Here is a 24,725-nt window from a genome sequence, read left to right on the forward strand (position 1 = left end):
CGGATGACGGGATGCCGATGAAAGCCCTCGTGCTCGCCGGCGGGTCCGGCCGCCGGCTCCGGCCGATCACACACACCTCGGCCAAACAGCTCGTACCGGTCGCGAACAAACCGGTCCTCTTCTACGGCCTCGAATCGATCGCCGAGACGGGGATCCGGGACGTCGGCATCGTCGTCGGCGACACGGCCGCCGAGATCGGGTCCGCGGTCGGTGACGGCTCGCGCTTCGGCCTCGACGTCACCTACCTGCCGCAGGAGGCACCGCTGGGCCTGGCCCACGCGGTGCACACCGCCCGCGACTATCTCGGCGACGACGACTTCGTGATGTACCTCGGCGACAACTTCATCGTCGGCGGCATCAGCGCGATCGTGGACCGGTTCCGGGCGCGCCGCCCGGACGCCCAGATCATGCTGACCCGGGTGTCGGACCCGCGCGCCTTCGGCGTGGTCGAACTGGACCGGCACGGCCGGGCCGTCCGGCTGGAGGAGAAGCCGGAGCAGCCGAAGAGCGACCTCGCGCTGGTCGGCGTCTACCTGTTCACGCCCCGCGTGCACGACGCGGTGTCCGTGCTCAAGCCGTCGTGGCGGGGCGAGCTGGAGATCACCGACGCCATCCAGGAGCTGATCGACTCGGGCTGCCGGGTCGACTCCACCGTCGTCTCCGGATACTGGAAGGACACCGGCAACGTCGACGACATGCTGGAGGTCAACCGCCTCGTCCTCGACGGTGTCACGGCCGAGTGCGCCGGTGAGGTCCACTCCAGCGAGCTGATCGGCCGGGTGGTGATCGAGCGGGGCGCGACCGTCACCGGGTCGCGGATCGTCGGCCCGGCGGTCGTCGGCGCCGGAGCGCGGATACGTGACTCCTACGTCGGCCCGTTCACCTCCATCGACCGGGACTGCGCGGTGCTCGACAGCGAGGTCGAGTACTCCATCGTGCTGCGCGGGGCGTCCATCGTCGGGGTGCGGCGCGTCGAACGCTCGCTGATCGGACGCGAGGTCGAGGTCACCTCGACCCCCCGGATCCTGCGGGCCCACCGCCTCGTCCTCGGCGACCACAGCACGGTGCGGGTCACCTCATGAGGATCCTCGTGACCGGCGGCGCCGGCTTCATCGGCTCGCACTTCGTGCGGACCCATGCCGAAGAGGCCGAGCTGACCGTGCTCGACAAGCTGACCTACGCCGGGAACCCGGCGAACCTGGAGCCGGTCAGGGGCCGTTGCACCTTCGTCCACGGCGACATCTGCGACCCCGGACTGCTCGCCGAGGTGGTGCCCGGCCACGACCTCGTCGTCAACTTCGCCGCCGAGTCGCACGTCGACCGCTCCATCGCCGACGCCGACGCGTTCGTCCGCACCAATGTCCTCGGCGTCCAGACGCTCATGCGGGCCTGCCTGGACGCGGGCACCCCGAGGATCGTCCAGGTCTCCACCGACGAGGTGTACGGCAGCATCGAGAAAGGCTCCTGGGACGAGACGGCCCCGCTCGGCCCCAACTCCCCGTACGCCGCAGCCAAAGCGGGTGGCGACCTGGTCGCCCTCGCCTACGCACGCACCCACGGACTCCCGGTGAGCATCACTCGCTGCGGCAACAACTACGGCCCCTACCAGTACCCGGAGAAGGTCGTCCCGCTGTTCGTGACCCGCCTGCTCGACGGCCTGGACGTCCCGCTCTACGGTGACGGCGGCAACGTCCGTGACTGGCTCCACGTCGACGACCACTGCCGGGCCCTGCGGCTGGTCGCCGAGCGCGGCGAGCCCGGCGAGGTCTACCACGTCGCCGGAACCGCCGAGCTGACCAACCTCGAACTGACCGCCCGGCTGCTCGACGCCCTCGAAGCCGACTGGCCGCGCGTCGCGCGGGTGCCGGACCGCAAGGGCCATGACCGCCGCTACTCCCTGGCCGACGGCAAGCTGCGGGCCCTCGGCTACGCACCCCGGATCGAGTTCGAACGGGGCCTGGCCGAGACCGTCGACTGGTACGCCACGCACCGCGCGTGGTGGGAACCGCTCAAGGAGTCCTGACCTGGGCCGCTATTCCTTGAACTGGACCAGGGCCGTACGGGAGCGGATCCCCAACTTGCGGTAGATCTGCCGGAGATGGAAGCCGACCGTGTGCGGGGAGATGAACAGATGGCGCGCGGCCTGCCGGTTGGTGAGGCCGCCGGCCACCAGTTCCGCCACCTTCCGCTCCGTGTTGGTGAGACTCTCCCAGCCGGACACCGGACGCTTCGCCTGCGTCCAGTGGCGGCGCCGGACGCCGAGCCGGCGCAGTCCGGCCCGCACCCGCGCGGCGTCCCGCTCGCCGCCGAGGCCGTCGTACGCGCTCATCGCCCGGTTCAGCTCGCCGATCGCGCTCTCGTGGTCGCCGCGATCGAGCAGCACGCCCGCGTGGTCCTCGGCCGCGGCGGCGCGCGCCCATGGACTGCGGTGCAGCCGGGCCGCCCGGGCCAGGGCCTCCGCGTCGCGCTCGGCGAGGGCGCGGGCATGGGTGGCCGCGGCGACCACCGAGGGCACCCGCGGGTTGTGCGCGCGCAGGTACTCCGTCGTCTCGACCACCGTCCGCACCAACTCCGGCAGGTCCGCCGCCAGCGCACAGCGCACGCACCACGCCGCGGCGGCCGAGTCCTCCAGCACGAGTTCGCGGAACGCGCCGGGCTGCGCCCCGATCTCGGCCAGGACGTCCGCGGCCACCGCGGAGTCCGCCTGCGCCTCGGCCACCTGCGCGTTCAGCAGCAGGCATGCGGCCCACCACGGGCTGTGCGGATGCTGCGGGAAGTCCTTCTCCAGCGTCGCGATGTGCCCCTGGGCCTGGGCGAGTTCCCCGCGGCGCAGGGCGGCGTCGGCCAGCACCAGCCAGGCCTGCGGGGCGAGCATCGGCACACTCGGGCCGTCCAGGCTCACTCCGGCCCTCGCCGCCGCCTCGGCCTCGTCCAGCCGGCCCTGGGCGAGGTGCAACGGCGCCCGGAGCACCGCCGGGAGCGTGGCGGCCAGCGTCCTCGCCCCCGGGACGACCGTCCGGGCGAAGGACTCGACGACGGCCGTGGCCTCCTCGTACTCGTCGATCCTGGTGAGGGTGAAGGCGAGGAACCAGCGCGGATCGAGGAACGGCACGTCCTCGCCCCCGTGGTCGAGCGCGACGGCCTGGCGAAGTATCCCCACCGCGTCGCCGACGTGGCCGTCGCGCCACTGGGTGAAGGCCTGGAAGGTCATCGCGCCGATCTGCACGGCCCAGGCGTGCCGGTCCGGCGCGCTGAGGATGTTCCGGGCCCGCTGCGGCGCGGTGCTGTCGCCGTTCAGATAGGAGGCGGCGAGATGGGTGAGCACGGCGTCCCGGTGCTGGGGGCCGCCCCGTTGCACCGCGAGCGCGTCGCGCGCGGCCTGGTAGGCCAGTGGCGCGTTGCCCAGCAGAAGCAGCGCGGCGGACATGGAGGCCCGCAACGAGGCGACGTCCGCGGCGAGTTCCACCGGCAGCGGGAGGGCGAGGCGCGCGGCCTCGTCGATCGTGTCCTTGGCCAGGGCGATGGCCCGGTCCAGGCTGCCCGCCCTGGTGAGCGCGTCGACCGCGGTCTTCGCGAGGCGGACGCGGTCGGCCTGGCCGGGAGACAGCAGCTCCATGCCGCGGGTCGCGAGCGCGGCGGCGAGCGAGGGATCGGTGGCCAGGAGCCGCTGGGCCCCCTCGGCGATGACGCGCAGCGCCTCCGCGTTGCCCGGCTGGGCGACGTGCACCAGCTGGAGCGCGGCGCGCTCGATGCCGCCGGGGCGTGACAGCAGCATCTCCGCCGCCTGCCGGCGCAGCAGCGCGCACACGGGCGGCGGCACGGAGTCGAGCAGGACCCGCCAGACGGGCTCGCTGCGGAACGCCAGATCGCGCTCGCCGCAGACGAGGAGCCCCCGGTCGACCGCTTCGTCCACCGCCGCCAGCAGGCCCACCGGCGCCTCACCGAGCAGAGCCGACAGGTCCTCCGGAGCGAACGGCGAACCGAGCACGGCCGCCAGCCTGAGTGCCCTGGCGGTGATCTCGGAGAGCGACCGGAGATCGTTCTGGAGCAGCGCAGAAAAGCGCTTGGGTACCGGTGCCGGCAGACACACATCGGTCCTGCCCGAGGCGCCGCCGGTCGCCGCGGGCTGCAACCGTGAAGTGCCGTCGACCACACAGAGGTCACCGTCCTCCACGAGGCCGCGCACCAGCTCGATCACCGCCCGGGGAGTGTCGTGGACACTCTCCGCCAGCGCGAGCAGTGCCGCGTCGGGGGCCGCTCCGACGCAGTCGGCGACGAGCAGGCTCAGCGCGTCGCCCGAGAGCGGGCCGAGCTCCCGCAGGTGCTCCACCGGGAGCCTGCCGCGCAGCCTGCCGAGGCAGCTCAGCACCGACTCGTACGGCGCGGCGCGGCTGTCCCGGGTGAAGGCGAGCAGCCAGAGGATCGGGCGACCGCCGAGGCCGGCGATGAGGTCGCACAGCACCGCGAGGTCGGGGAGGTCCGCCAGATGCAGATCGTCGAGCGTCACGACGGTGCGGACCGGCTCCGCCTTGTTGCGCAGCAGCGCCCGTGCGGCCTCGATCGCGAAGGAGGCCCGCGGGGTGGGGAAGCCGTCCTCGACGGTGCGGGTCAGGGGCGGCGCGTGCGGAGCCGCCCGGGAGACGGTGTCGGAAGCGCGGGGGACGCCGTCGACGACCGAGAAGCCGTTCGCACCGGCCAGGGCGGCGGCTTCGGCGAGCAGCCGGGTCTTGCCCGCGCCGGGCGCCCCCTCCACCAGCAGAACCCGGCTCCGCCGGGTGTCCGTCACGGTGTGCAGACGGGCACCGATCTGTGCCAGTTGTGCTTCCCGCCCGCGCACGTGCGGCAATGGTTGTGCAGTGGGCCCCATGACGCTCCATGTCCGTTTTTGAAGGGACGCAGACTAGTACGTACCCGGCTGCCCGCGCGGTGCACACGGGCGCGGGCATCAGGGAGGAGGTGCGGAGGGCTCACTGGTACGCAGGTGGTGAACGCGTGGCGCGCGGTCGCTCCGTCAGCGCCGCCGGAGGGAATCACGACCTTGCCGCCGTCCGCGCGCCGACAGTGAGCGGGTGGCCGCGGAGAGGCCGCCGACGGTCGGCCGGGTGGGGTGGGTGGCGGTCAGGGCGAGGTCACCCCTGAGCATCCGGCCGCCGTCGCCGGTCAGCCGCAGATAATAGTCCGACGAGCAGGCCGTTCCGTTCTCGTCCGGCGCGAGCAGTCCCGAGTCCGCGGGCACCCAGTCCTTCGACTAGGCGGTCTTGGCGATCTGGTTGCCCTCGTTGTACTCGTCGTACATGGAGATGTGGATGCCCTGCACGCCGGCCCGGACCATGTTGTAGAACTGCCGCCGCATGAAGTCGCCGTGCACGCGCCGGCGGGCGGAGACGTCGCGGGCAGGACGCACGGCTGGTAGTCGACGCCGTGGGCGGCGCAGTCGGCGAGGTCCGGCACCGCGGCCCTGGTGTGGAAGTCGTCCGCGTCCGAGACGGTGCCGATCCGGCCGTGCCGAGCACTTTGCGGCGGGTCCAGGTGGGGGCGCGGTGAGGCATCGGCATGGGGGTTCTCCGCGTGTGTGGGGGAGGGGGAGATGCCGGCGGCGTAAATCTCAAGTCATGAGTTGAGTCCTGGGACTGATGGGGCGTCAAGGCGGTCATCTGCGTGGGCCGGTGAGGCGTCGGTGATGCCGCCCGGGTGGCCGGGATCCCGCAATGTGACGAATCATCAGATAGTGTGCGGCCTCCGGATAGCATGGCCGCCTGCCGAACACCTGACAACGCCGAAGGAGCGACCGGCATGGAGATCGCGTCGTCGCAGAAGATCACCACGTTCCTGATGTTCGAGGGCGCCGCCGAGGAGGCGATGGCCTTCTACGTCTCGCTCTTCGACGACGCCGAGGTCGTGCACGTCACGCGTTACGGCGCCGATGGCCCCGGCAAGGAGGGGAGCGTGCAGCACGCGACGTTCTCGCTCGCCGGTCAGCGGTTCATGTGCATCGACAGCCCCGCACAGCACGACTTCACCTTCACCCCCTCGATGTCGCTCTACGTGCAGTGTGGCGACGAGGCCGAGATCGACCGGCTCTTCGCGGCCCTCGCCCAGGGCGGCGCGGAGCTGATGCCGCTGGGACAGTACGGCTTCAGCCCCAAGTTCGGCTGGGTGAACGACCGGTTCGGCGTGTCCTGGCAGCTCAACCTGCCCGCCTGAGGCCGCCGGTGCGCGCTCGTCGCGGCGCGCACAGGGTGTGGTCCACGACATCGGTCACGTCGCGGATCTGGCGTACGGCGGTTGCCTCGTCGCCGGGGAGGCTGTGCAGGGGACGGTGGGGGCGGTTCGTCCGTCCGCGGTCGTGGCGGGCCACGCCAGGTAGCCGAGCCCGTCGCCGTGGCCGGGCGGCAGTCTCGCGGTTCGCCGCATCCCGGTCGGCTGCGGGGGCCCGCAGCTCGCCTCCCAGGAGCGCCCTGAGGAGCCTGTCGGTGTCCGCCGCCGTGCTGGTCAGCGCTCCGTCGGCGTCACCGCCGACGGGCAGGAACGGCCGGTCGCCCGGCGCGTGTGCGTGAGTGGTGGCGGACGCACGATCCCCGCCCGGACCTCACGCCCCCAGGAACGGCCCGTGACCGCTTGGATCACCATGCCCAGCAGGACATAGTCGGTGTTGGAGTACGTCCAGCCGGTCCCCGGTGTGAAGGACGGCCGGTGCCGCAGGGCCGAGGCGACGCGTTGCTCGGAGGCGTAGGTGGTCCAGAGGTTCCTGCGGTACCTGGCGGCGTCGAGGTCCGGCGCGACGTCCTCGACGTAGTCGGGCGGTCCGCTGGTGTGCTGCAGAGACTGGCGCACGGTGATCTGCCGCCCGTCGTGCCTGCCCGCGCACCAGGCCCGGCGGCCATCTGTCCACCGTGCCGTGCGGCGACAGCCGTCCCGCACCGACGAGTTGGAGCATCACGGTCGCCGCGCGTCTTCGTGGTGCTGCCGGTCCGCACGTATGCGTCCCGGGCCGCGGGCCGCCCGGTCCCGTGGTGGGTGATCGGCATGCGGCCACCGTGGAAAGGACTGTGCCGGACCGGCCGTCGCCGCAGTGCCGTCCAACGCCCTGCGGGTTCCCGGCACTTGACGGCCGTATGGTCCGTACCTATGGTCGTCGGTCAACGCAATGTTCAAGCTGTCGCATGCTGTTCACATATGAGGACGGACTCATGCAGGACACCACCGCTCGACGCCGCCGCGCCTCCAGGCGTTCCACCCTCGCGCTCACCGCAGCCGCCGCCCTGCTGACGACCGGACTGCTCTCCTGGCCCGGCGCCCAGCGGGCACAGGCCGCTCCCGCCGCCTTCGTGCACCCCGGCGTCACCGTGTCGCGCGCCCAACTCGACTTCGCGCGCGGCAAGGTGCTCGCCGGCGCCCAGCCCTGGAAGAGCGCGTACGACCAGATGATGGCGAGCCCGTACGCCTCCCTCAGCCGTACTGCCAAGCCCCGCGCCGTCGTCGAGTGCGGTCCCTACTCCAACCCCGACTACGGCTGCACGGACGAGCGTGAGGACGCCATCGCCGCGTACACCGACGCGCTCGCCTGGTACGTCACCCGGGACGACCGGTACGCGAAGAAGGCGATCGAGCTGATGGACGCCTGGTCCGCCACGCTCACGGCCCACACCAACAGCAACGCCCCTCTGCAGACGGCCTGGTCCGGCGCCTCCTGGGCCAAGGCCGCCGAGCTTATCAAGTACACGTACACCGGCACCTGGGCCAACTCCGGCCGGTTCGCCACCCTGCTGCGCACCGTCTACCTGCCCGAGGTCATCAACGGCTCCAATTCCAACGGAAACTGGGAGCTGACGATGATGGAGGCCGCCGTCGGCATCTCCGTCTTCCTGGAGGACAAGGCGTCCTACGACTCGGCCATGGCCCGCTTCCGCACCCGTACCGCCGCCTATGTGTACCTCTCCTCCGACGGCGCCCTGCCGAAGACCGTGCCGAGCCAGAACCTGAACACCCGCGACAAGATCATCTCGTACTGGCAGGGCCAGTCCACCTTCGTGACCGGACTCACCCAGGAGACCTGCCGCGACTTCACCCACACCGGATACGGCATCTCCGCCATCTCGCACGTCGCCGAGACCAGCCGCATCCAGGGGCAGGACCTCTACGGCACCGACGTCGGCGAACGGCTGCGGCAGGCGCTCGGGTTCCAGTCCACGTACGAGCTGGGCGCCGCCGTGCCGAGCTGGCTGTGCGGCGGGTCCCTCAAGCTCGGTCTCGGTCCCGTCACCGAGGTCGGCTACAACGCCCTGCACAACCGCCTGGGCATCGCCATGTCCCACACGCAGACCCTGACCGAGCGGAACCGCCCCGCCGGCACCGACAACCTCTTCGTGGCCTGGGAGACCCTCACCGACGGCGACAACCCCAACTGACCCGACAGGCCCGCCGGTCAGGCAACCCGCACCGGGGAACGGTCACGCCACGGCGGCCAGCTCCACGAGACGGCGGGCCGTGCCGACGGGATCGACGACCTGGTGGAGGTGCGCGCCGGGCAGGTGCGCCACGCGCCAGCCACGGGCGCGCGCCTCGGCGGCGAGATCGTCGTACGGCGGGCCGAACAGCAGATAGGAACAGGGGTGGTCGTCCCAGCCGGCGGGGACGGGGATCTGCTGCTCGTAGTAGGACAGCGGCAGGGTGGGCTGCTCCTCGACGACGGTCTTCCGCACCACCGGATCGGCGAACATGGGGGCGACGTCCGCCTCCTCCCACCAGTCGGTCCAGCGCGGCAGCCGGCCGGCCACGGCCAGGGGACGCAGGAAGTCCAGCAGTTCCGGTGCGGCGACCGGGGTCGCTCCCGCGCGGGCCGGCAGCGCCGCGTCCACGAAGACCGTCCCGGCCACCGGACGGTCGAGCGCCGCGCGGATCACCGGGAGGAACAGGCCCGCGTTGCTGTGCACCACCAGCACCAGCGGGCTGTCGGTCGGCACGTCCCGTACGGCGTCCCGGACCGCCTCGGCGACGCGGGGCCAGAACGGCGGCTCACCGGTACCGATGCGCAGCAGGGACGGCACGTGGACCCGGTGCCCCGTGGCCAGCAGGTGTTCGGCCACGGGGCGCCAGGTGGACGGGCCCACGGACGGGCTGTGCACAAGAACGAAGGTCGTCTGCATGGTGCGATCCTGCCGCTGGCGGAGGTGAGGACGCGAGCGTCTCGGCCCACAGCAGAACGCGGCACCGTACCTGCCCGCCCCTGCGGCTGCGCGCCGGCCCGAAGGTGTCGACCGGCGGTGCCGCTCACCGGTCCGCCGTGACGAGCCAGGCCGTGCTGCGCAGACGGACCGTGCCGTCGGCGGCCTCGTGGGCGCGCAGACGGGCGGCGAGGGTGTCGCGGGCGCGGGCCCGGGTCGGTGCGTCGGCCCGGGACGTGAGGTGACGGCCCGGGCCGGTGCCGAGGAGGCAGTCCGCCGCGTCCTCGGCTCCCTCTCCCCAGTCCCCGTACGCCCGGACCTCGTCCACGGTGACGGCGGTGAAACCGGCCGCGGTGAGGACGGCGCGGATGTCATCGGGGCCGGCCAGGGAGAACATGCCGGGCAGCCCCGGCCGGCCGAAGTCGCCGACCGGCAGGATGCCCCGGAGCGCGGCCACGGCGAGGACCCGGTCGTTGCGTCCGGGGTCGGCCGGGCAGACGAACGCGAGGCGGCCGCCGGGGCCCAGGGCCCGGCCGACGTTGGTGAACGCGGCCACCGGGTCGGCGAAGAACATGACCCCGGTGCGGCTGATCGCCACCTCGAACGAGCCCGCCTGGAGGGGGTGGACCTGCGCGTCACCCTGGACGAAGGAGACGTTGGCGATGCCCTCGCGCGCCGCGCGGGCCCGCGCCTCGGTCGGCATCGGGCCACAGGTCGAGACCCGTCGCGTGCCCCTCCGGTGCCCTGAGCGCGGCGAGGCGTGTCGTCCGGCCGGCGCCGCAGCCGACGTCCAGGACGCGGTCGGCCGCGGTGGGGGCGGCGGCGTCGAGGAGGGGCTCGTCGAAGCCCCCGTTCACCGCGTTCCAGCGGTCGGACACGGGTTCCTGCTGCGGTGGACGGCGGAGAACGGGCGTACGCCCAAAGTCGCAATATCCATTGCTCTCAGGGAAGTTGCGTGTCGCGTGAGCGGCGGATTCCGGAGAGATGAGAGGCCCATGGCACCACGCGGAGTGGCGACGCCGGACGTGCGCGAGCAGCTGTTCGCCGCCGCCGGGCGCGTCGGGGAGCGGGACGGCCCCGGAGCCCTCACCAGCCGGGCCGTCACCACCGAGGCCGGCTGCGCCAAGAGGCTGCTGCACACGCACTTCGCGGGTATGGACGAGTTCGTCGCCGAGCTGTGTGTCGACCGCTTCGCCCGCACCGCCGCCACGGCGAGGTCGCTGTCGGACCACGTGGGCCGGGGCACCGTGGCCCGCAATCTCGAAGCCGTCGCCCTCGCCCTGTGCGACTCCGGCGGCCCCGCCATCTCCGGTCTCGCCATGACCCGGCCGGTGCCGCGCTGCGCATCCGCGAGGCGCTGGCGGGCGGGGCATCCGGCTTCGACGCCATCAAGCTGGCGGTCACCGGCTGTCTGGAGGCCGAACGGCGGCTCGGCCGCGTGGCGCAGACCGTCGACCCCGGCTCGGCCGCCCTCGCTGTCGTCGGTGCCGCCCACCACCTGCTGATGACCAGCCGGCCGGGCACCCCCGACCCCCGTTCCGCCATGACGCGCCTGGTCGGCGTGTTGGTGGGCGGCTAGGAGATGTCGTTTGGATCAGGCCGCCGGGGCGAACGGTGCGGGTCGGCCGCCCCGAGCGTGGGGGTGTCGGCGAGTGACGACGACGCGGCTGGGGGTGGCCCCTCTGGGGGAGTGCGTGCCGGGCCCGCGACGCCGGGATGATCCAAACGACACCCCTGGGCGGTGTCCTTCCCTCAGAGGGTGTCGTCGCCCCGTGGCGTGATGTGGAAGTCGAACGCCACGGTGCCCGGGTCCAGGGCCGTCGTGCCGCCGTCCACCGTGAGGACCGCGCCGTTGACGTACGACGCCGCCGGGGACAGCAGCCAGTCGATCGCCTCCGCGACTTCCCCTGGCTCGCCCGGCCGCCCGAGCGGCATCAGCCGGGTCGCCTCCGCGTAGGCGGCCTCCGCGCCCGCGTCCCCCAGGTCCGCGTCCTGGGCGAACCGGGCCATGCGCCGGTCGGCCATCTCGGTCCGGACCCAGCTGGGGCACACGATGTTGGCGCGCACCCCCGCACGCCCGTAGTCCACGGCCACGGAGCGGCAGAGCTGGAGCAGGGCCGCCTTGGACGTGGCGTACGCGGCGTTTCGCACGCCGTTGCGCAGGGCGGACACCGAGGCCACGGCGACCACCGCCCCCTTGGACTCCAGCAGATGCGGAATCGCGGCCCGCAGCAGGAGCATGGGCCCGGTGACGTTGGTGCGCATCACCTCGTCCCAGTCGCCGAGGGTCAGGTCGCCCACGGCTCCGCCGCGCCCGGTCCCCGCGTTCAGGACCACGCCGTCGAGCCGTCCGTGTGCCTCCAGGGCCGCCCGGACGAGACCGTCGGCCGTGTCGGGCTCCCCGATGTCGGACGGGTACGCCAGCGCCCCGGTCTCCCGTGCCAGGCGGTGCAGCGGTTCGGCGCGGCGGCCGGAGACGACCACCTGATGCCCGCCCTCGGAGAGCAGCCGGGCCGTGGCCTCCCCGATGCCCGAGCCTCCGCCGGTCACGATGACAACTCGCTTGTCAGCCACTGCAGTCAGGCCCTTTCGCCGAGATCACCCAGACACCGTCCGACTCTATGACCGACGGCGTCACCGCTGACGACTTCCGGCCACGGCGCGACTGCCGGGCGGTGCTCAGGCGCCGGCGGGCCCCGTGCGCAGCCCGGCCATGACCAGGTCGAGGAGACGGGCGGCGCGGGGCTCCCAGTCGTCGTCCGGGCCGAGCTGCCACAGGCCCGCGATGGCGAGGAGGAAGTCGTCCGCGGTGAAGCCGGGGCGGATGGTGCCGGCGTCCTGGCCGGCGCGGAGCAGGAGGCCCGCCGCCCTCATGACCGGGGTGGGCGGCGGCTTCTCCGGCCCGCCGGGAGTGCAGGTGGCCTGGCGGATCGCGTCGGCCAGCCCGGCCTTGGCCATGGCGAACTCGGCGAGCCGGTCCATCCACGCGCGCAGGGCCTGGTCGGGGGGCCGGGTCTCCAGCAGCTGGGTCGCGCTGGCGGCGACCTGCTGCATCTCGTGGCGGTAGATCTCCAGCACGAGCGATTCGCGGTTCGGGAAGTTGCGGTAGAACGTGCCCTGCCCGACGCCCGCCTTCTTGGCGATCATGCTCAGCGGGGCGTCCGCGCACCGGGACAGCTCGACGAGGGCCACGTCGAGTATGCGCTCGCGGTTGCGCTGCGCGTCCGAGCGCCGGGGCGAGTCCTGCTGCTGCGGCACGCGTCCTCCTCATGGGTCCGTGGCGGGAACCCACCCTTGCTAACCGGACAACTGTCCGGTACGTTCTCAAGTAACGGACAGTTGTCCGGTTGTGTCCACCATAGCGGCGGACACAGCCCAGCGGCAGTCGCCGGCTGCCCCTGTCCCGGCTCACCACCCAGCACCTTCGTTTCGCCCCGCGCCGTACGTACTCCGGCCGCCGGACCCTCCCGTCCGCACTGTCCATGCGAAAGAAGCAGCTCATGACCTCATCGACGTCCAGTGTCATCACCTTGAAGATCAACGGCGAGAAACACACACTGCCCGTCGACCACCGCACCACCCTGCTCGACGCACTCCGCGAGCGCCTCGACCTGACCGGCACCAAGAAGGGCTGCGACCAGGGACAGTGCGGGGCCTGTACCGTCCTGCTGGACGGGCGCCGGGCGGTCGCCTGTCTGCAACTGGCCGTGGCGGCCGAGAACCGCGAGATCACCACCATCGAGGGCGTGGCCGACGGCGACCGCCTGCACCCCGTGCAGCAGGCCTTCCTCGACCTGGACGGATTCCAGTGCGGCTACTGCACCCCGGGCCAGATCTGCTCGGCGATCGGGGCGATCGAGGAACACGCGGTGGGCTGGCCGAGCGCCGCCACCTCCGACGTACGGCCCGAGGCGGGGCCGCCGCCGCTGAGCGCCGAGGAGATCCGGGAGCGGATGAGCGGCAACCTGTGCCGCTGCGGTGCGTACGTGTCCATCGTCGAGGCGGTGGCCCGCGCGGCCCAGATCCAGGCGGACGAGCGCCGCGGCGAGGACGTTCCGGCGGGCAAGGGGGCGGCGGCATGAGGGAGTTCGACTACCAGCGGGCGTCCGACGTCGCCGGCGCCGTCGCGCTGCTCGGCGCCGATCCGGACACCCGCTTCCTCGGCGGCGGCACCAACCTCGTCGACCTGATGAAGTCCGGGGTCGAGCGCCCCGCCCGGCTCGTCGACATCCGTGAACTCCCGCTCGACGAGATCGAGTCGACGCCCGACGGCGGACTGCGCATCGGTGCCACGGTCACCAACGGCGACCTCGCCGCCCACCCCGAGATCCGCCGTCGCTACCCGGCCCTCGCGCAGGCGGTGCTCGCGGGCGCCTCCGGACAGCTGCGCAACATGGCCACGGTCGGCGGGAACCTGCTCCAGCGCACTCGCTGCGGCTACTTCACCGACGTCACCAAGCCCTGCAACAAGCGGGTGCCCGGCAGCGGTTGCCCCGCGATCGAGGGCGAACACCACAACCACGCGATCCTCGGCGCCTCCGGTCACTGCGTGGCCGTACACCCCTCGGACATGGCCGTGGCCCTGGCCGCCTTCGACGCCGTCGTCCACTTCCACACGGCCGACGGGCCGGGGAAACTGCCGCTCGCCGACTTCTACCTGCCCGTCGGCGACACCCCGCACCGCGAGACGGCCCTGCCGCCGGGCGCGCTGATCACCCACGTCACACTCCCACCCGCCCCGGTCGCCGCCCGCTCCCGCTACCGCAAGGTGCGCGAGCGTGCCTCGTACGCGTTCGCCATCGGCTCGCTCGCCGCGGCGCTCGACGTCCGCGACGGCGTCGTACAGGACGCCCGCCTGGCCTTCGGCGCCGTCGCCTCCCGTCCGTGGCGGGCCGGCGCGGCCGAGCGGGTCCTCATCGGTGCGCCGGCCGACGCCGGGACCTACGCCGCCGCGGCGGACGCCGAGCTGGCGGCGGCCCGGCCGCTGCCGCACAACGGCTACAAGGTGGAGCTGATCCGCAACCTCGTGGTGGCCGTCCTGTCCGAACTCGCCGAGGAGGCCGCCCGATGACCACCCTCACCACCGCAACCACCCTGCACACACCCGCCGTCGGCACCGCGCACACCCGGGTCGAGGGACGGGACAAGGTCACCGGAGCCGCCCGCTACGCCGGAGAGGTACCCTTCGCCGGCCTCGCCCACGGCTGGCTGGTGCTGTCCACGGTCGCGCGTGGCCGGATCCGTGACCTCGACACCGAGTCCGTTCTCGCCATGCCCGGTGTCCTCGCCGTCCTGGAACACCGCAACGCCCCGCGCCTCACCACCGACTACACCAGCTTGCTGGGCATGCGGCCGGACCCGACCTGCGCCGTCTTCCAGCACGACCGGGTGCCCCACCTGGGCTGGCCCGTGGCGCTGGTCGTGGCCGAGACGTCCGAGCAGGCCAGGGAGGCCGCCGAAACGCTCGTGGTGCACTACGAACAGGAGCCGCACGACGTCGGGTTCGGCGCCGGGCACCCCGACGCCTACGCGGCGGACGGACACATTCCGGCGGTGACGGAGAAGGGCGACCTCGACGCCGAACTGGCCGCGGCGGCCGTCGTCGTGGACGCCGAGTACACCACGCCCGAAGAGCACCACCACCCGATGGAACCCCATGCCGCGACCGCCCGCTGGGACGGCGGCCGGCTGGAGGTGACCGACTCCAACCAGGGCGCCACCTGGGTCGTGGGCGAGCTGGCGAGCCTCTTCTCGCTCGACCCGGCCGCGGTACGCGTACGCTCCGAACACGTCGGCGGCGGCTTCGGCAGCAAGGGCGTGCGCGCCCACCAGGTGGCCGCCGTGATGGCCGCGACCGTCCTCCAGCGGCCGGTGCGCGTCGTCCTGACGCGTCGTCAGATGTTCTCGCTGGCCGGCTACCGCAGCCCCACCGTCCAGCACGTCCGGCTCGGCGCCGACAGCGACGGACACCTGCGTGCCCTGGCGCACCGCTCCCTCAGCCAGACCGCCTCCGGCTACGAGTTCGTGGAGTCGAGCGCCGGGGTGGCCCGGGTGATGTACGACGCGGACGCCCACCACACCGCCAACCGCGTCGTACGGCTCGACGTACCGTCCCCGACGTTCATGCGCGCCCCGGGCGAGGCGCCGGGATCGTTCGCGCTGGAGGCTGCCCTCGACGAACTCGCCGAGAAGTGCGGGATCGACCCGATCGAACTGCGTCTGCGCAACGAACCCGACCGGGGGCCGGTGTCCGGCCTGCCGTTCGCCGGCCGCAATCTGGCCGCCTGTCTCCGGGAGGGCGCCCGCAGGTTCGGCTGGGCCGAGCGGGACCCGCGCCCCGGTCTGCGCCGCGAGGGCCGCCTGCTGCTCGGCACGGGTATGGCGGCCGCCTCCTTCCCGGCGGGCGCCATGCCGTCCACCGCGAGCGCGACCGCGCACCCGGACGGCACCTTCACCGTCCGGATCTCGGCGGCCGACATCGGCACGGGGGCTCGTACCGCACTCACCCTGGTCGCTGCCGACGCGCTGCGGACGTCTCCCGAGCGCGTCCACGTGCGCATCGGGGACAGCGACTTCGGCCCGGCGATGATCGCCGGCGGCTCCATGGGCACCCGCTCCTGGGCCTGGGCGATCCGGGTGGCGGCCGGGGAACTGCGCGAGCGGCTGGCCCTCGGCACCGGCATCCCGCCCGAGGGGATCACCGTACGGTCGGACACCACCGAGGCCATCGGCGCCCTCGCCGCGGCCGAACGGCACTCCTACGGCGCGCAGTTCGCGGAGGTCTCCGTGGACCCCGGCACCGGCGAGGTGCGGGTGCGGCGCATGCTCGGCGTCTTCGCGGCGGGCCGCATCGTCAACCCGCTCACCGCGCGCAACCAGTTGCGGGGCGGCATGATCTGGGGCATCTCCATGGCCCTGCACGAGGAGGCCGTCCGTGACCGCGTCTCGGGCGGACACGTCGGCGCCGACCTTGCGGGCTACCACGTCGCGACACACGCCGACGTGCCCCGCATCGAGGCCGACTGGATCGAGGACACCGATCCCGACGACCCGGTCGGCATCAAGGGCATCGGTGAGATCGGCATCGTCGGCGCCGCGGCCGCCGTCGCCAACGCGGTCTGGCACGCGACCGGCGTGCGCCACCGCAGCCTGCCCATCCGCCCGGACCGGATCCTCGCGGCCGCCGCGGAGGCGCCGGATGCTTGACCTGGCCGAGGAACTGCACCAATGGACCGAGGACGGCCGGGAGTTCGCCGTCGCGACCGTCGTGGCGGTCGGCGGCAGCGCGCCGCGCGGTCCCGGCGCCGCCCTCGCCGTCGACAGCGAGGGCACCGTCATCGGCTCGGTCTCCGGAGGCTGCGTGGAGGGCGCGGTGTACGACCTGTGCCGCGAGGCGCTGCGGACCGGCGAGAGCGTGCTCGAACGGTTCGGCTACAGCGACGAGGACGCCTTCGCCGTGGGACTCACCTGCGGCGGGACCATCGAGGTGCTGGTGACCCCGGTCTCCGGCCGGGCCGGGGAGCTGTCGGCCGCGGCCCTGGCGGCCGCCGCCCGCCGTGAGCCCGTGGCCCTCGCCCGGGTCGCCCGCGGCCCGGCCGGGCTGCGCGGACATGCCCTGCTGGTCCGGCCCGACGGCACCTGTGAGGGCGGACTCGGCGGCCACCCGGACCTGGACCGGGTGGCGGCGGCGGAGGCCCGGGCCCTGCTGGAGTCGGGCCGCACCGGCACGGTGGAGCTCGGAGCGGACGGCTCGCACTGCCCCGGCGGTCTCACCCTGCTGGTCGAGTCGAACGTGCCGCCGCCGCGCATGATCGTGTTCGGCGCGATCGACTTCGCGGCAGCGCTCGCGAGGGCGGGAAAGTTCCTCGGGTATCACGTGACCGTCTGCGACGCCCGCCCGGTCTTCGCCACCCGGGCCCGCTTCCCCGAGGCCGACGAGGTCGTCGTGGACTGGCCGCACCGGTATCTGCGGCGCACCGGCACCGACGCCCGCACGGTGCTGTGCGTGCTCACCCACGACGCCAAGTTCGACGTGCCCCTGCTGACGGCCGCGCTGCGGATGCCGGCGGCGTTCATCGGGGCGCTGGGCTCGCGCCGCACCCACGAGGACCGCACCCGGCGGCTGCGCGCGGAGGGCGTGACCGCGGCGGAACTGGCCCGGCTGCGCTCGCCGATCGGCCTCGACCTCGGCGCCCGGACGCCCGAGGAGACCGCGCTGTCGATTGCGGCGGAGATCGTCGCGGTCCGGCGCGGCGGTACGGGCGTCCCGCTGACCGGTTCGACCACGCCGATCCACCACGACGACGAAGAACAAGGGAGGCGGGCGGCCGCCTGAAGGAGTAGAGTATTCATCGATCGATGAATTAATGCTGATGAGTCAGCGCTCCCGCATCCGCTGCTGACTCACTGCTCTCCCGAAGGGCAGGACTGCCATGGAACAGACCACGTGCTGCGTCGTGGGCGGCGGCCCCGCCGGCATGGTGCTCGCCCTGCTGCTGGCCCGGTCCGGCATCGACGTGACGGTGCTGGAGAAGCACGGCGACTTCCTGCGCGACTTCCGCGGCGACACCGTCCACCCCTCCACCCTGGCGCTGCTGGACGACCTCGGTCTGGCCGAACGCTTCGCCCGGCTGCCGCAGCGCCGGGTGCGCACCGTCCAGCTGCCGGTCGGACCCGGCCGCTCGAACGTCACGGTCGGCGACCTGTCCGTCCTGCCCGGCCCGTACAACTACGTCGCGATGGTGCCGCAGTGGGACCTGCTGGCCCTGCTCGCGGACGAGGCCGGCCGCGAGCCGTCCTTCCACCTGCGGATGAGTACGGAGGTGACCTCTTTCATGGTCGGGTCCGGACGAGTGCGGGGTGTGCGCTACCGCACCGCCGACGGCCGCACCGGCGAGCTGCGCGCCCACCTCACCGTCGCCTGCGACGGCCGCGGCTCGCTGGCCCGCATCCGGCCGGAGCTGGGACTGCGTGACTTCCCCTGCCCGATGGACGCGTGGTGGTTCCGGCTGCCGCGCCGCGAAGGCGACCCGCAAGGACTCGTCGGAGCCGCCGGTGACCGCTTCCTCGCCGCGTTGATCGACCGCGGCGACTACTGGCAGTGCGCCGGACTCATCCCCAAGGGCACGGACGCACAGCGCCGGGCCGCCGGACTCGACCACTTCCTGGCCCAGTTCGCGGCCGCCGCTCCCTGGATGGCCGACCGGACGCACGCCCTGCGCTCGTGGGACGAGGTCAGACTGCTCGACGTACGCATGGACCGGCTGCGCCGCTGGCACCGTCCCGGACTGCTGTGCATCGGCGACGCCGCGCACGCGATGTCCCCGGTCTTCGGCATCGGGATCAACCTCGCCGTGCAGGACGCGGTGGCCGCGGCCCGGTATCTCGTCGAGCCGCTGCGCCGCGGGACCGTGGGCCTGCGCGACGTACGCCGGGTGCAGCGCCGCCGCCGGCCCACCACGGTCGTCACCCAGGCCCTCCAGCGGACGGCTCACGCCCGCTTCGTCGCCCCCGTGCTCCAGGGCCGGCCCCCGCTCGGCAGCGCGGACCGGGCCAAGGCCGTGGCGCATCTGCTCGCCGGGTCGCGCTGGGTCCGCCGGCTGCCCGCGTACTTCGTCGGGTACGGCGCTCTGCGGGAACGGCCACCGGCCTCCGCGGTCCGCAGACCACCCGCGGACGCGGCCCCTCCGCCCGGCGCGACGCACCGTACGGCGAAGGCGTCGCCCTGAAACTGCCCGGAGGGGGACCGGTGCCGGGCCCCCTCGCGGGCACGCTATTGTGATCCGCGGCTGTGACCTCCGGTCATGGCGCGGCGGTGGGGCTCGCCGTACCCGAACCGCGGCATCGGTGCCGCCAACAGTCCCTACTTGCGGTGGAGTACGCCCGCGCGCGTGAGAGGTGTGCGGGTTCCGGCGAGTAGGAGACGGACGTTCATGACAGCCCCGAACCCTCAGGTGGACGAGTCCGCGGATCCCGGCGTCGATCTTCGTGTGCCCGCCCGGCCGCGGGAGGCGGAATGGCGGGCGCAGGCGCCGGTGGTCGCCGTGGTGGCGATCGGCGGGGCGATCGGCGCCTCGGCACGTTACGGTGCGGGCCTGGTGTGGCCGGCGGCGGGTGTCTTCCCGTGGACGACGCTGTGGGTCAACACGGCCGGCTGTGCGGTCATCGGCGTGTTCATGGTGCTGATCACCGAGGTGTGGCAGGCGCACCGGCTGGTGCGGCCGTTCTTCGGAACCGGTGTCCTCGGCGGTTTCACGACGTTCTCGACCTACGCGGTGGACATCCGGAAGCTGGTCGACGGCGGGCATCCCCGGACGGCGCTGGCGTATCTGGCCGTGACGCTGTGCGCGGCGCTGACGGCGGTGTGGCTCGCGGCGTCGACGACGCGCCGCCTGGTGACCGGGGCAGGCCGGGAGGAGAGGGCGTGAACTGGCTGTTGGTGGTGGTCGGGGCGGTGGTCGGGGCGCCCTTGCGCTATCTGACGGACCGCGCGGTGCAGAAACGGCACGACACGGTGTTCCCCTGGGGGACGTTCACCGTGAACGTGGTCGGCTGTCTGATCCTGGGCCTGCTCTCCGGCGCGGCGTCGGCCGGTGCCGCCTCGCCGCACGTCCAGCTGCTGCTCGGCACCGGGCTGTGCGGCGCGCTGACGACGTACTCGACGTTCTCGTACGAGACGCTGCGGCTGGCGGAGGACGGGGCCCGGTTCTACGCCGTCGCCAACGTCGTCGCCAGTGTGGTGGCCGGCCTCGGGGCGGTGTTCGTCGGGGTGTCGTTCGCGGACGCGCTGTGGGCGTGATGCCGCGAGAGCCACGCCGGCCCCGTCAGCCCCTGGTGTGAGAGAGCGGCGGCCGGCGGCGGAAGAGTTCGGCGACGGCCGTGTTCGCGGTCACGGCCACGGCCATGGCGACGGCGCCGGCCGGATGCCCGACGGCGTACAGGGCCGCGGCCCCGCCGCCCAGCACGACCGCCTTCACCGCGAGCACGAGCGGGAGCCGCGGCCGCAGCCGGGCCTTCGGCGCGGCGAACAGCCCCCACAGCGCCACCGCCGCCAGAGGTGTGCCCAGACCGAACAGGACATGAAGGGCCGCGTCGTCGCCGACGGTGAACCCCCACCAGCTCAGGCATGCCAGCGCGGCGAGTTCGAGCAGGAACGCCAGGAGTTCGTTGACGGTGTACCAGTGCCGTCCGTCCGCAACGGCCGTGCCGTCAGGGCTTGTTGACATGGCGTCCTCCCGGTGCACCGCGGGAGTCCAGCATGACAGGGCGGCGGTCTCAGCGCTGGTTCTGGCCGAATCGCGCCGCGATCCATGTGGCGCCGCGCTCGGCAAGCGCCCGCCTGCGCCCCCACCGGGACCGACGCGGGGCGACGGGCAGGGACGGGCGCTCCGGCGGGGTGGCCGCCAGGGTGGCGAGCCGGCCGGCGGCGCGGGCGAGGTCCGCCTGTAAGCGCCGGCGCCGCTCCGAGGTCCCGGCACGCAACAGCGCCGAGTAGAGCCCCTCGACCTCGGCCACGGCGGCGCCGAGCCGCAGATTCGCGTCACGTACTCGTCGCATGTCCCCACGTGGCATGAACGCCCTGCCTTCCCCCACTGCCGGTACGGACCTCCGTTGACTTCAATTATTGCGCAAGACGGCAAGTGCTTGTTGCTCTCCTGCCCCACTCCGCTGCGGCCGCGACTTCCCTCCGGGCTGTTACAAGACAGCGACATGGCGTCAGTGAACGCCCGCCTTGCCCGTCTCGTCACTTCTAATGACCACGCCAATCGACATGTAACTGACCTTTGGCGCGAAAAACTCTTCTCTCCACGGAAAAGGACATATCTGTGATGGTCTCGAAGCGTCGCTCCCTGCGCATAGCCGTCGTCGGTACCCTCGGCGCCGCCTCCCTCGCCCTCGCCGGCACCGCGATGGCGGCCACCCCCGCCACGCACACCGCCTCGGCCGTCGCCGCCACGCAGAAGGCGCAGCCCGCCAAGGCGAGCATCACCGCCAAGCCGTCGGTGTCCTCGGTCCGCGCCTGGCAGCTGTTCCGGGTCACCGGCAAGACCACCGGCATCAAGGCGGGCAGCAAGGTGACCCTGCAGCAGAAGCAGCACGGCAAGTGGGTCAGCCTGCCCGCGTCCGTGCCCGTCCTGCACAACGGCTCCTACTCGCTCGGCGTCAAGCTCGGCCTGAAGGGCAAGAACGACCTGCGCATCGTCAACGGCTCCACGGCCTCGCCGGTCTTCAACGTGACCGTCCGCTGAGACGGTCCGACTCCCGCCTGTACGAGGAATCCTCGTACAGGCGGATCCCGTTGCCCCCGCGGCCGCCTACAACTGCGCCGCGTGATCGGGGACGTAGGTCCGCAGATCGCGCGGGGGCCGCTCGTAGCCGGTGGACGGCGGTCGCTCGGGCAGGTTCAGCACCGGCGGCGGGACCTCGTGGTACGGCACGGACGCCAGCAGGTGGGCCATCATGTTCAGCCGGGCGCGCCGCTTGTCGTCGCTCTCGACGATGTACCAGGGCGCTTCGCCGATGTCGGTGTGCACCATCATCTCGTCCTTCGCCCGGGAGTACGCCTCCCAGTGGGTGATCGACTCCAGGTCCATCGGCGACAGCTTCCAGCGCCGCAGCGGATCCTCCAGCCGGCGCCGGAACCGCTCCTGCTGTGCCGTGTCGCTCACCGAGAACCAGTACTTGCGCAGCAGGATCCCGTCCTCGACCAGCATCCGCTCGAAGGTGGGGCACTGGCGCAGGAACCGCTCGTGTTCCTCCGGGGTGCAGAACCCCATGACGTGCTCGACCCCGGCCCGGTTGTACCAGGACCGGTCGAAGAGCACGATCTCACCGGCGGCCGGCAGATGCTCGACGTACCGCTGGAAGTACCACTGGGTGCGCTCGCGCTCCGTCGGCCTGGGCAACGCGGCGATCCGGGCCCCGCGAGGGTTGAGGTACTCGGTGACCCGCCGGATGGCGCCGCCCTTGCCGGCCGCGTCCCGCCCCTCGAACACGACCACCAGCCGGGCGCCCTCGGCTCGCACCCACTCCTGGAGCTTGGCCAACTCGGTCTGCAGACGCAGCAGTTCGGCTTCGTAGACCTTGCGGGAGAGCGTTGGCCCCTTGTTCCCCTTCATGCTTGCATTTTCCCCCAGTGCCCGCTGTCCGGCCCGGAGGGGTGAGCTGATGTCGAAGGGCGCTCCCCGCGTCCCTTCGGATGGCGGTTCGACGGCGGTCGTACCATGGCCTGACCGCACCGAAGCCGCCCCGAGGAGTCACCGTGGCCCGCCCCCGCACCGCCCGGACAGTGGAGCACCCCGACCTGTCGGAGGTCTCCCTTCAGCAGGTGCTGGAGGCGTTGGTGGACCCCGTGCGGCGGCTCGTGGTGACCCAGCTGGCCGCGGCGGACGAGGACATGAGCTGCGGCACGTTCGAGGCGCCGGTGTCGGTGTCGACGCTGACCCACCACTTCAACGTGCTGCGCGAGGCGGGCGTGATCCGGCAGTACTACGTGGGCACGACGAAGCTGAACGCGCTCCGCGCGGACGAGATGGAGCAGCGGTTTCCCGGCCTGCTCAGCGCCGTGCTGGCGGCCTCCGCGGCGGAGGGCGGAGCGGTCCCGGCCTGAGTCGGGAGAGGGGGCGAGATACTTATTTCGATGACGCTCGAAATTTGACGGTCATCGAACCTTAGGGCATGGTGGACGTCGGCACCGCCGCTGCGGTGCGTTCCCCATCCCTGCTCCCAGGACGGATACGTCATGGCACGTCTCGTACAGTTCGACCGGCTCGGCGGCCCCGAGGTCCTCACTCTGCGCGAGGTGGAGGTGGGCGCTCCGGGGGCCGGAGAGGTGCGGCTCCGCGTCGAGGCGATCGGCCTGAACCGGGCCGAGCTCATGTACCGCGAGGGCGGCTACTTCTACCAGCCGGTCTTCCCGTCCACGCTCGGGTACGAGGCCGCGGGTGTGGTCGAGGCCGTCGGCGAGGGCGTGACCGGCCTCGCCGAGGGTGATCCGGTCGCGGTGGTGCCGTCGTTCCTCCAGACCGAGTACGGCACGTACGGCGATCACGTCCTCCTCCCGGCCTCGGCGGTCGTGCTCCGCCCCGCGAACCTCGACCCGGTCCGGGCGGCGGCGGTGTGGATGGCCTACGTCACCGCCTATGGCCCCGTCGCCGAGAGCGGCCGGGTCCGGCCCGGCGACCATGTGCTGATCACCGCGGCCTCCAGCAGCGTGGGACTGGCCGCCATCCAGATCGCCCGCCACCTCGGCGCGGTCCCGATCGCCACCACGCGGGGCGCGGGCAAGAGGCAGCGCCTCCTGGACGCCGGCGCCGCCCACGTCATCGTCACCGACGAGGAGGACCTGCCCGCCCGGATCAAGGAGATCACCGGCGGCGAAGGCGTCCGCCTGGCCTTCGATCCCGTGGCCGGTCCCGGCGTCGAGACCCTCGCCCAGGGGATCGCGCCCGGCGGTTTCCTGGTGGTCTACGGCGCCCTCGACCCACGCCCCACCCCGCTGCCCAACGCGAGCTCCTACCCGGCGCTGAACAGCAGCACGTACACCCTCTTCGAGATCACCTCGGACCCCGAACGGCTGCGCCGTGCCGTGGCGTTCGTCAACGCCGGACTCGCATCGGGGGCCTTCGCGCCGGTCGTCGACCGCACCTTCGCCCTGGACGACATCGCCGAGGCGCACCGGTACATGGCGGCGGGCGGTCAGGTCGGCAAGATCGTCGTCACCGTCGAGCCGCGGGCCCCGCAGGCCTGACGCGGTCGTCCGTCACGCATCCGGCGAGGGCAGCTGCGCGGCGGTGTGGTCCAGCAGCATCTCCAGCGCGGCCGGATAGGCGCTGTGCGGCATGCGCCGGGCGAGCAGTGCGGCCGTGGCGGCGATGTGGGGATGCGACTCGGCGGGCAGACGCGCATAAGCGGTGTGCCACATCTCCTCGTCCTGGGCGCGCGCCTCGTCGGCCAGGGCGAGGGAACCGGCGTCGAGCGCGGCGAAGGCCAGGCTCTGGTCGATGAACGCGTGGTAGACGCGCACCGCCACCGGGTCGGGCAGTCCGGCACCGCGCAGGATCCCGAGGACGGCCTCGTCCACCGCGATCTCGCGGGGCCGTCCGGTGACACGGCTGGCGGTGAGCAGGGCGGCCTGCGGGTGGGCGAGGTAGGCGCCGTAGACGGCCCGGCCGAGCGCGCGCAGATCGGCGCGCCAGTCACCGGTCGCCGTCCAGCTGTCGAGGGCCCGCCCCATCAGCTCGTCCCCGATGGCCCGGGTCAGCTCGTCCATCCCGGCGAAGTAGCGGTACAGGGTGCTGGGATCCGCGCCCAGCGCCGCGCCCAGACGCCGGGCCGTCAGCCCCGTGCTGCCGTGCTCGCGCAGCACGCGCAGGGCGGTGTCGACGATGATCCCCTCGGACAGCACCGTGCCCGTGCGCGTGGGCCGTCGCCGCCGCCGTGCTGCCTCCGGCACCACTTGCTTCGCCATGCCGCCCGCCTCCGTCCGTGGCCCCTGTGCCGGCAGAGTCCCTTATGCCAACAGGGTTGACCTTATCTTCCTGTGTCCCGTTCCATCGGTCC

23 protein-coding genes and 3 pseudogenes are annotated in these 24,725 nt (G+C 72.8%); 15 read left to right on the forward strand and 11 right to left on the reverse strand.

Annotated features, from left to right (window positions below):
• The first annotated feature begins 17 nt into the window (after nucleotides 1-17).
• Both BIV25_RS06595 and rfbB read left to right on the forward strand, forming a co-directional pair.
• Nucleotides 18-1,082 carry a glucose-1-phosphate thymidylyltransferase gene (locus BIV25_RS06595; RefSeq protein ID WP_071371203.1) on the forward strand — a complete coding sequence of 355 codons (1,065 nt, stop codon included), beginning with the start codon at nucleotides 18-20 and terminating at the stop codon, nucleotides 1,080-1,082.
• Entirely contained in the window at nucleotides 1,079-2,023 is a 945-nt protein-coding gene (gene rfbB, locus BIV25_RS06600) for a dTDP-glucose 4,6-dehydratase (protein WP_071371204.1), read from the forward strand. The genes BIV25_RS06595 and rfbB overlap by 4 nt, the downstream gene beginning before the upstream one ends.
• A gap of 9 nt (nucleotides 2,024-2,032) precedes the next feature.
• On the opposite strand, the gene BIV25_RS06605 is transcribed toward rfbB, so the two are convergent.
• Both BIV25_RS06605 and BIV25_RS46470 read right to left on the reverse strand, forming a co-directional pair.
• Entirely contained in the window at nucleotides 2,033-4,837 is a 2,805-nt protein-coding gene (locus BIV25_RS06605; protein WP_256255638.1) for a LuxR C-terminal-related transcriptional regulator, read from the reverse strand.
• A gap of 246 nt (nucleotides 4,838-5,083) precedes the next feature.
• A pseudogene (locus tag BIV25_RS46470) lies at nucleotides 5,084-5,502 on the reverse strand (xylosidase); the annotation flags it as partial.
• Nucleotides 5,503-5,793: 291 nt separating this feature from the next.
• Here BIV25_RS46470 and BIV25_RS06615 point away from each other — a divergent pair.
• Nucleotides 5,794-6,204 (forward strand): VOC family protein, encoded by a 411-nt coding sequence (locus BIV25_RS06615; RefSeq protein WP_071371207.1) that lies wholly within the window; start codon nucleotides 5,794-5,796, stop codon nucleotides 6,202-6,204.
• Between the two features lie 288 nt (nucleotides 6,205-6,492).
• Here the strand turns inward: BIV25_RS06615 and BIV25_RS52410 are convergent, their stop codons facing one another.
• Nucleotides 6,493-6,834, reverse strand: coding sequence for a serine hydrolase domain-containing protein (locus BIV25_RS52410; RefSeq protein ID WP_071371208.1), 342 nt, complete (start codon nucleotides 6,832-6,834; stop codon nucleotides 6,493-6,495).
• 356 nt (nucleotides 6,835-7,190) lie between these two features.
• Between BIV25_RS52410 and BIV25_RS06625 the strand changes: the two genes are divergently transcribed.
• On the forward strand, nucleotides 7,191-8,408 hold the full coding sequence (locus BIV25_RS06625) for an alginate lyase family protein (RefSeq protein ID WP_071371209.1): 1,218 nt from the start codon (nucleotides 7,191-7,193) through the stop codon (nucleotides 8,406-8,408).
• Between the two features lie 42 nt (nucleotides 8,409-8,450).
• On the opposite strand, the gene BIV25_RS06630 is transcribed toward BIV25_RS06625, so the two are convergent.
• Nucleotides 8,451-9,146, reverse strand: a complete 696-nt coding sequence (locus BIV25_RS06630; protein WP_071371210.1) for an alpha/beta hydrolase — start codon at nucleotides 9,144-9,146, stop codon at nucleotides 8,451-8,453.
• A 124-nt stretch (nucleotides 9,147-9,270) separates the two neighbouring features.
• Nucleotides 9,271-10,036, reverse strand: a pseudogene (locus tag BIV25_RS06635) (class I SAM-dependent methyltransferase); the annotation flags it as partial.
• 123 nt (nucleotides 10,037-10,159) lie between these two features.
• Here BIV25_RS06635 and BIV25_RS06640 point away from each other — a divergent pair.
• Nucleotides 10,160-10,743: pseudogene (locus BIV25_RS06640) on the forward strand (TetR/AcrR family transcriptional regulator).
• 173 nt (nucleotides 10,744-10,916) lie between these two features.
• On the opposite strand, the gene BIV25_RS06645 reads toward BIV25_RS06640, so the two are convergent.
• Together BIV25_RS06645 and BIV25_RS06650 are read right to left on the reverse strand one after the other, a co-directional pair.
• Nucleotides 10,917-11,738 carry an SDR family NAD(P)-dependent oxidoreductase gene (locus BIV25_RS06645; protein ID WP_071371211.1) on the reverse strand — a complete coding sequence of 274 codons (822 nt, stop codon included), beginning with the start codon at nucleotides 11,736-11,738 and terminating at the stop codon, nucleotides 10,917-10,919.
• Nucleotides 11,739-11,843: 105 nt separating this feature from the next.
• Entirely contained in the window at nucleotides 11,844-12,422 is a 579-nt protein-coding gene (locus BIV25_RS06650) for a TetR/AcrR family transcriptional regulator (protein ID WP_071371212.1), read from the reverse strand.
• A gap of 242 nt (nucleotides 12,423-12,664) precedes the next feature.
• Between BIV25_RS06650 and BIV25_RS06655 the strand changes: the two genes are divergently transcribed.
• From BIV25_RS06655 to crcB (BIV25_RS06685), 7 genes are all read left to right on the forward strand, one after another.
• The gene (locus BIV25_RS06655; RefSeq protein WP_071371213.1) at nucleotides 12,665-13,246 is read left to right on the forward strand and encodes a (2Fe-2S)-binding protein; all 582 of its coding nucleotides are present in this window, start codon (nucleotides 12,665-12,667) and stop codon (nucleotides 13,244-13,246) included.
• Nucleotides 13,243-14,235, forward strand: a complete 993-nt coding sequence (locus BIV25_RS06660; protein ID WP_071371214.1) for a xanthine dehydrogenase family protein subunit M — start codon at nucleotides 13,243-13,245, stop codon at nucleotides 14,233-14,235. Before BIV25_RS06655 ends, BIV25_RS06660 begins: the two co-directional genes overlap by 4 nt.
• Complete coding sequence (locus tag BIV25_RS06665; RefSeq protein ID WP_071371215.1) at nucleotides 14,232-16,370, forward strand: xanthine dehydrogenase family protein molybdopterin-binding subunit; 2,139 nt, start codon at nucleotides 14,232-14,234, stop codon at nucleotides 16,368-16,370. The genes BIV25_RS06660 and BIV25_RS06665 overlap by 4 nt, the downstream gene beginning before the upstream one ends.
• Nucleotides 16,363-17,499 (forward strand): XdhC family protein, encoded by a 1,137-nt coding sequence (locus BIV25_RS06670; RefSeq protein WP_071371216.1) that lies wholly within the window; start codon nucleotides 16,363-16,365, stop codon nucleotides 17,497-17,499. The genes BIV25_RS06665 and BIV25_RS06670 overlap by 8 nt, the downstream gene beginning before the upstream one ends.
• A gap of 97 nt (nucleotides 17,500-17,596) precedes the next feature.
• On the forward strand, nucleotides 17,597-18,892 hold the full coding sequence (locus tag BIV25_RS06675) for an FAD-dependent oxidoreductase (RefSeq protein ID WP_071371217.1): 1,296 nt from the start codon (nucleotides 17,597-17,599) through the stop codon (nucleotides 18,890-18,892).
• 204 nt (nucleotides 18,893-19,096) lie between these two features.
• Nucleotides 19,097-19,591 carry a fluoride efflux transporter CrcB gene (crcB, locus tag BIV25_RS06680; protein WP_071371218.1) on the forward strand — a complete coding sequence of 165 codons (495 nt, stop codon included), beginning with the start codon at nucleotides 19,097-19,099 and terminating at the stop codon, nucleotides 19,589-19,591.
• Nucleotides 19,588-19,962, forward strand: a complete 375-nt coding sequence (gene crcB, locus BIV25_RS06685) for a fluoride efflux transporter CrcB (protein WP_071371219.1) — start codon at nucleotides 19,588-19,590, stop codon at nucleotides 19,960-19,962. The genes crcB (BIV25_RS06680) and crcB (BIV25_RS06685) overlap by 4 nt, the downstream gene beginning before the upstream one ends.
• Before the next feature lie 25 nt (nucleotides 19,963-19,987).
• Here the strand turns inward: crcB (BIV25_RS06685) and BIV25_RS06690 are convergent, their stop codons facing one another.
• Nucleotides 19,988-20,389: a YrdB family protein gene (locus tag BIV25_RS06690; protein WP_071371371.1), complete on the reverse strand. Its 402-nt coding sequence runs from the start codon at nucleotides 20,387-20,389 to the stop codon at nucleotides 19,988-19,990.
• Between the two features lie 49 nt (nucleotides 20,390-20,438).
• The gene (locus BIV25_RS06695; RefSeq protein ID WP_256255641.1) at nucleotides 20,439-20,720 is read right to left on the reverse strand and encodes a hypothetical protein; all 282 of its coding nucleotides are present in this window, start codon (nucleotides 20,718-20,720) and stop codon (nucleotides 20,439-20,441) included.
• A gap of 272 nt (nucleotides 20,721-20,992) precedes the next feature.
• Here BIV25_RS06695 and BIV25_RS06700 point away from each other — a divergent pair, with 272 nt between their 5' ends.
• On the forward strand, nucleotides 20,993-21,412 hold the full coding sequence (locus BIV25_RS06700; protein ID WP_071371220.1) for a hypothetical protein: 420 nt from the start codon (nucleotides 20,993-20,995) through the stop codon (nucleotides 21,410-21,412).
• A 66-nt stretch (nucleotides 21,413-21,478) separates the two neighbouring features.
• On the opposite strand, the gene ppk2 is transcribed toward BIV25_RS06700, so the two are convergent.
• A complete protein-coding gene (gene ppk2, locus BIV25_RS06705) occupies nucleotides 21,479-22,282 on the reverse strand; it encodes a polyphosphate kinase 2 (protein WP_071371221.1) in 804 nt (267 codons plus the stop codon).
• Nucleotides 22,283-22,425: 143 nt separating this feature from the next.
• On the opposite strand from ppk2, the gene BIV25_RS06710 reads away from it, so the two are divergent.
• Together BIV25_RS06710 and BIV25_RS06715 are read left to right on the forward strand one after the other, a co-directional pair.
• A complete protein-coding gene (locus tag BIV25_RS06710; RefSeq protein ID WP_071371222.1) occupies nucleotides 22,426-22,773 on the forward strand; it encodes a helix-turn-helix transcriptional regulator in 348 nt (115 codons plus the stop codon).
• A 132-nt stretch (nucleotides 22,774-22,905) separates the two neighbouring features.
• The gene (locus BIV25_RS06715; protein WP_071371223.1) at nucleotides 22,906-23,913 is read left to right on the forward strand and encodes a zinc-dependent alcohol dehydrogenase family protein; all 1,008 of its coding nucleotides are present in this window, start codon (nucleotides 22,906-22,908) and stop codon (nucleotides 23,911-23,913) included.
• Between the two features lie 12 nt (nucleotides 23,914-23,925).
• Here BIV25_RS06715 and BIV25_RS06720 read toward each other — a convergent pair whose 3' ends face one another.
• The gene (locus tag BIV25_RS06720; RefSeq protein WP_071371224.1) at nucleotides 23,926-24,633 is read right to left on the reverse strand and encodes a TetR/AcrR family transcriptional regulator; all 708 of its coding nucleotides are present in this window, start codon (nucleotides 24,631-24,633) and stop codon (nucleotides 23,926-23,928) included.
• Between the last annotated feature and the right edge of the window lie 92 nt (nucleotides 24,634-24,725).

Origin of the sequence: Streptomyces sp. MUSC 14, assembly GCF_001866675.1 — a bacterium.
In the GTDB taxonomy this organism is placed as follows: Bacteria; Actinomycetota; Actinomycetes; order Streptomycetales; family Streptomycetaceae; genus Streptomyces.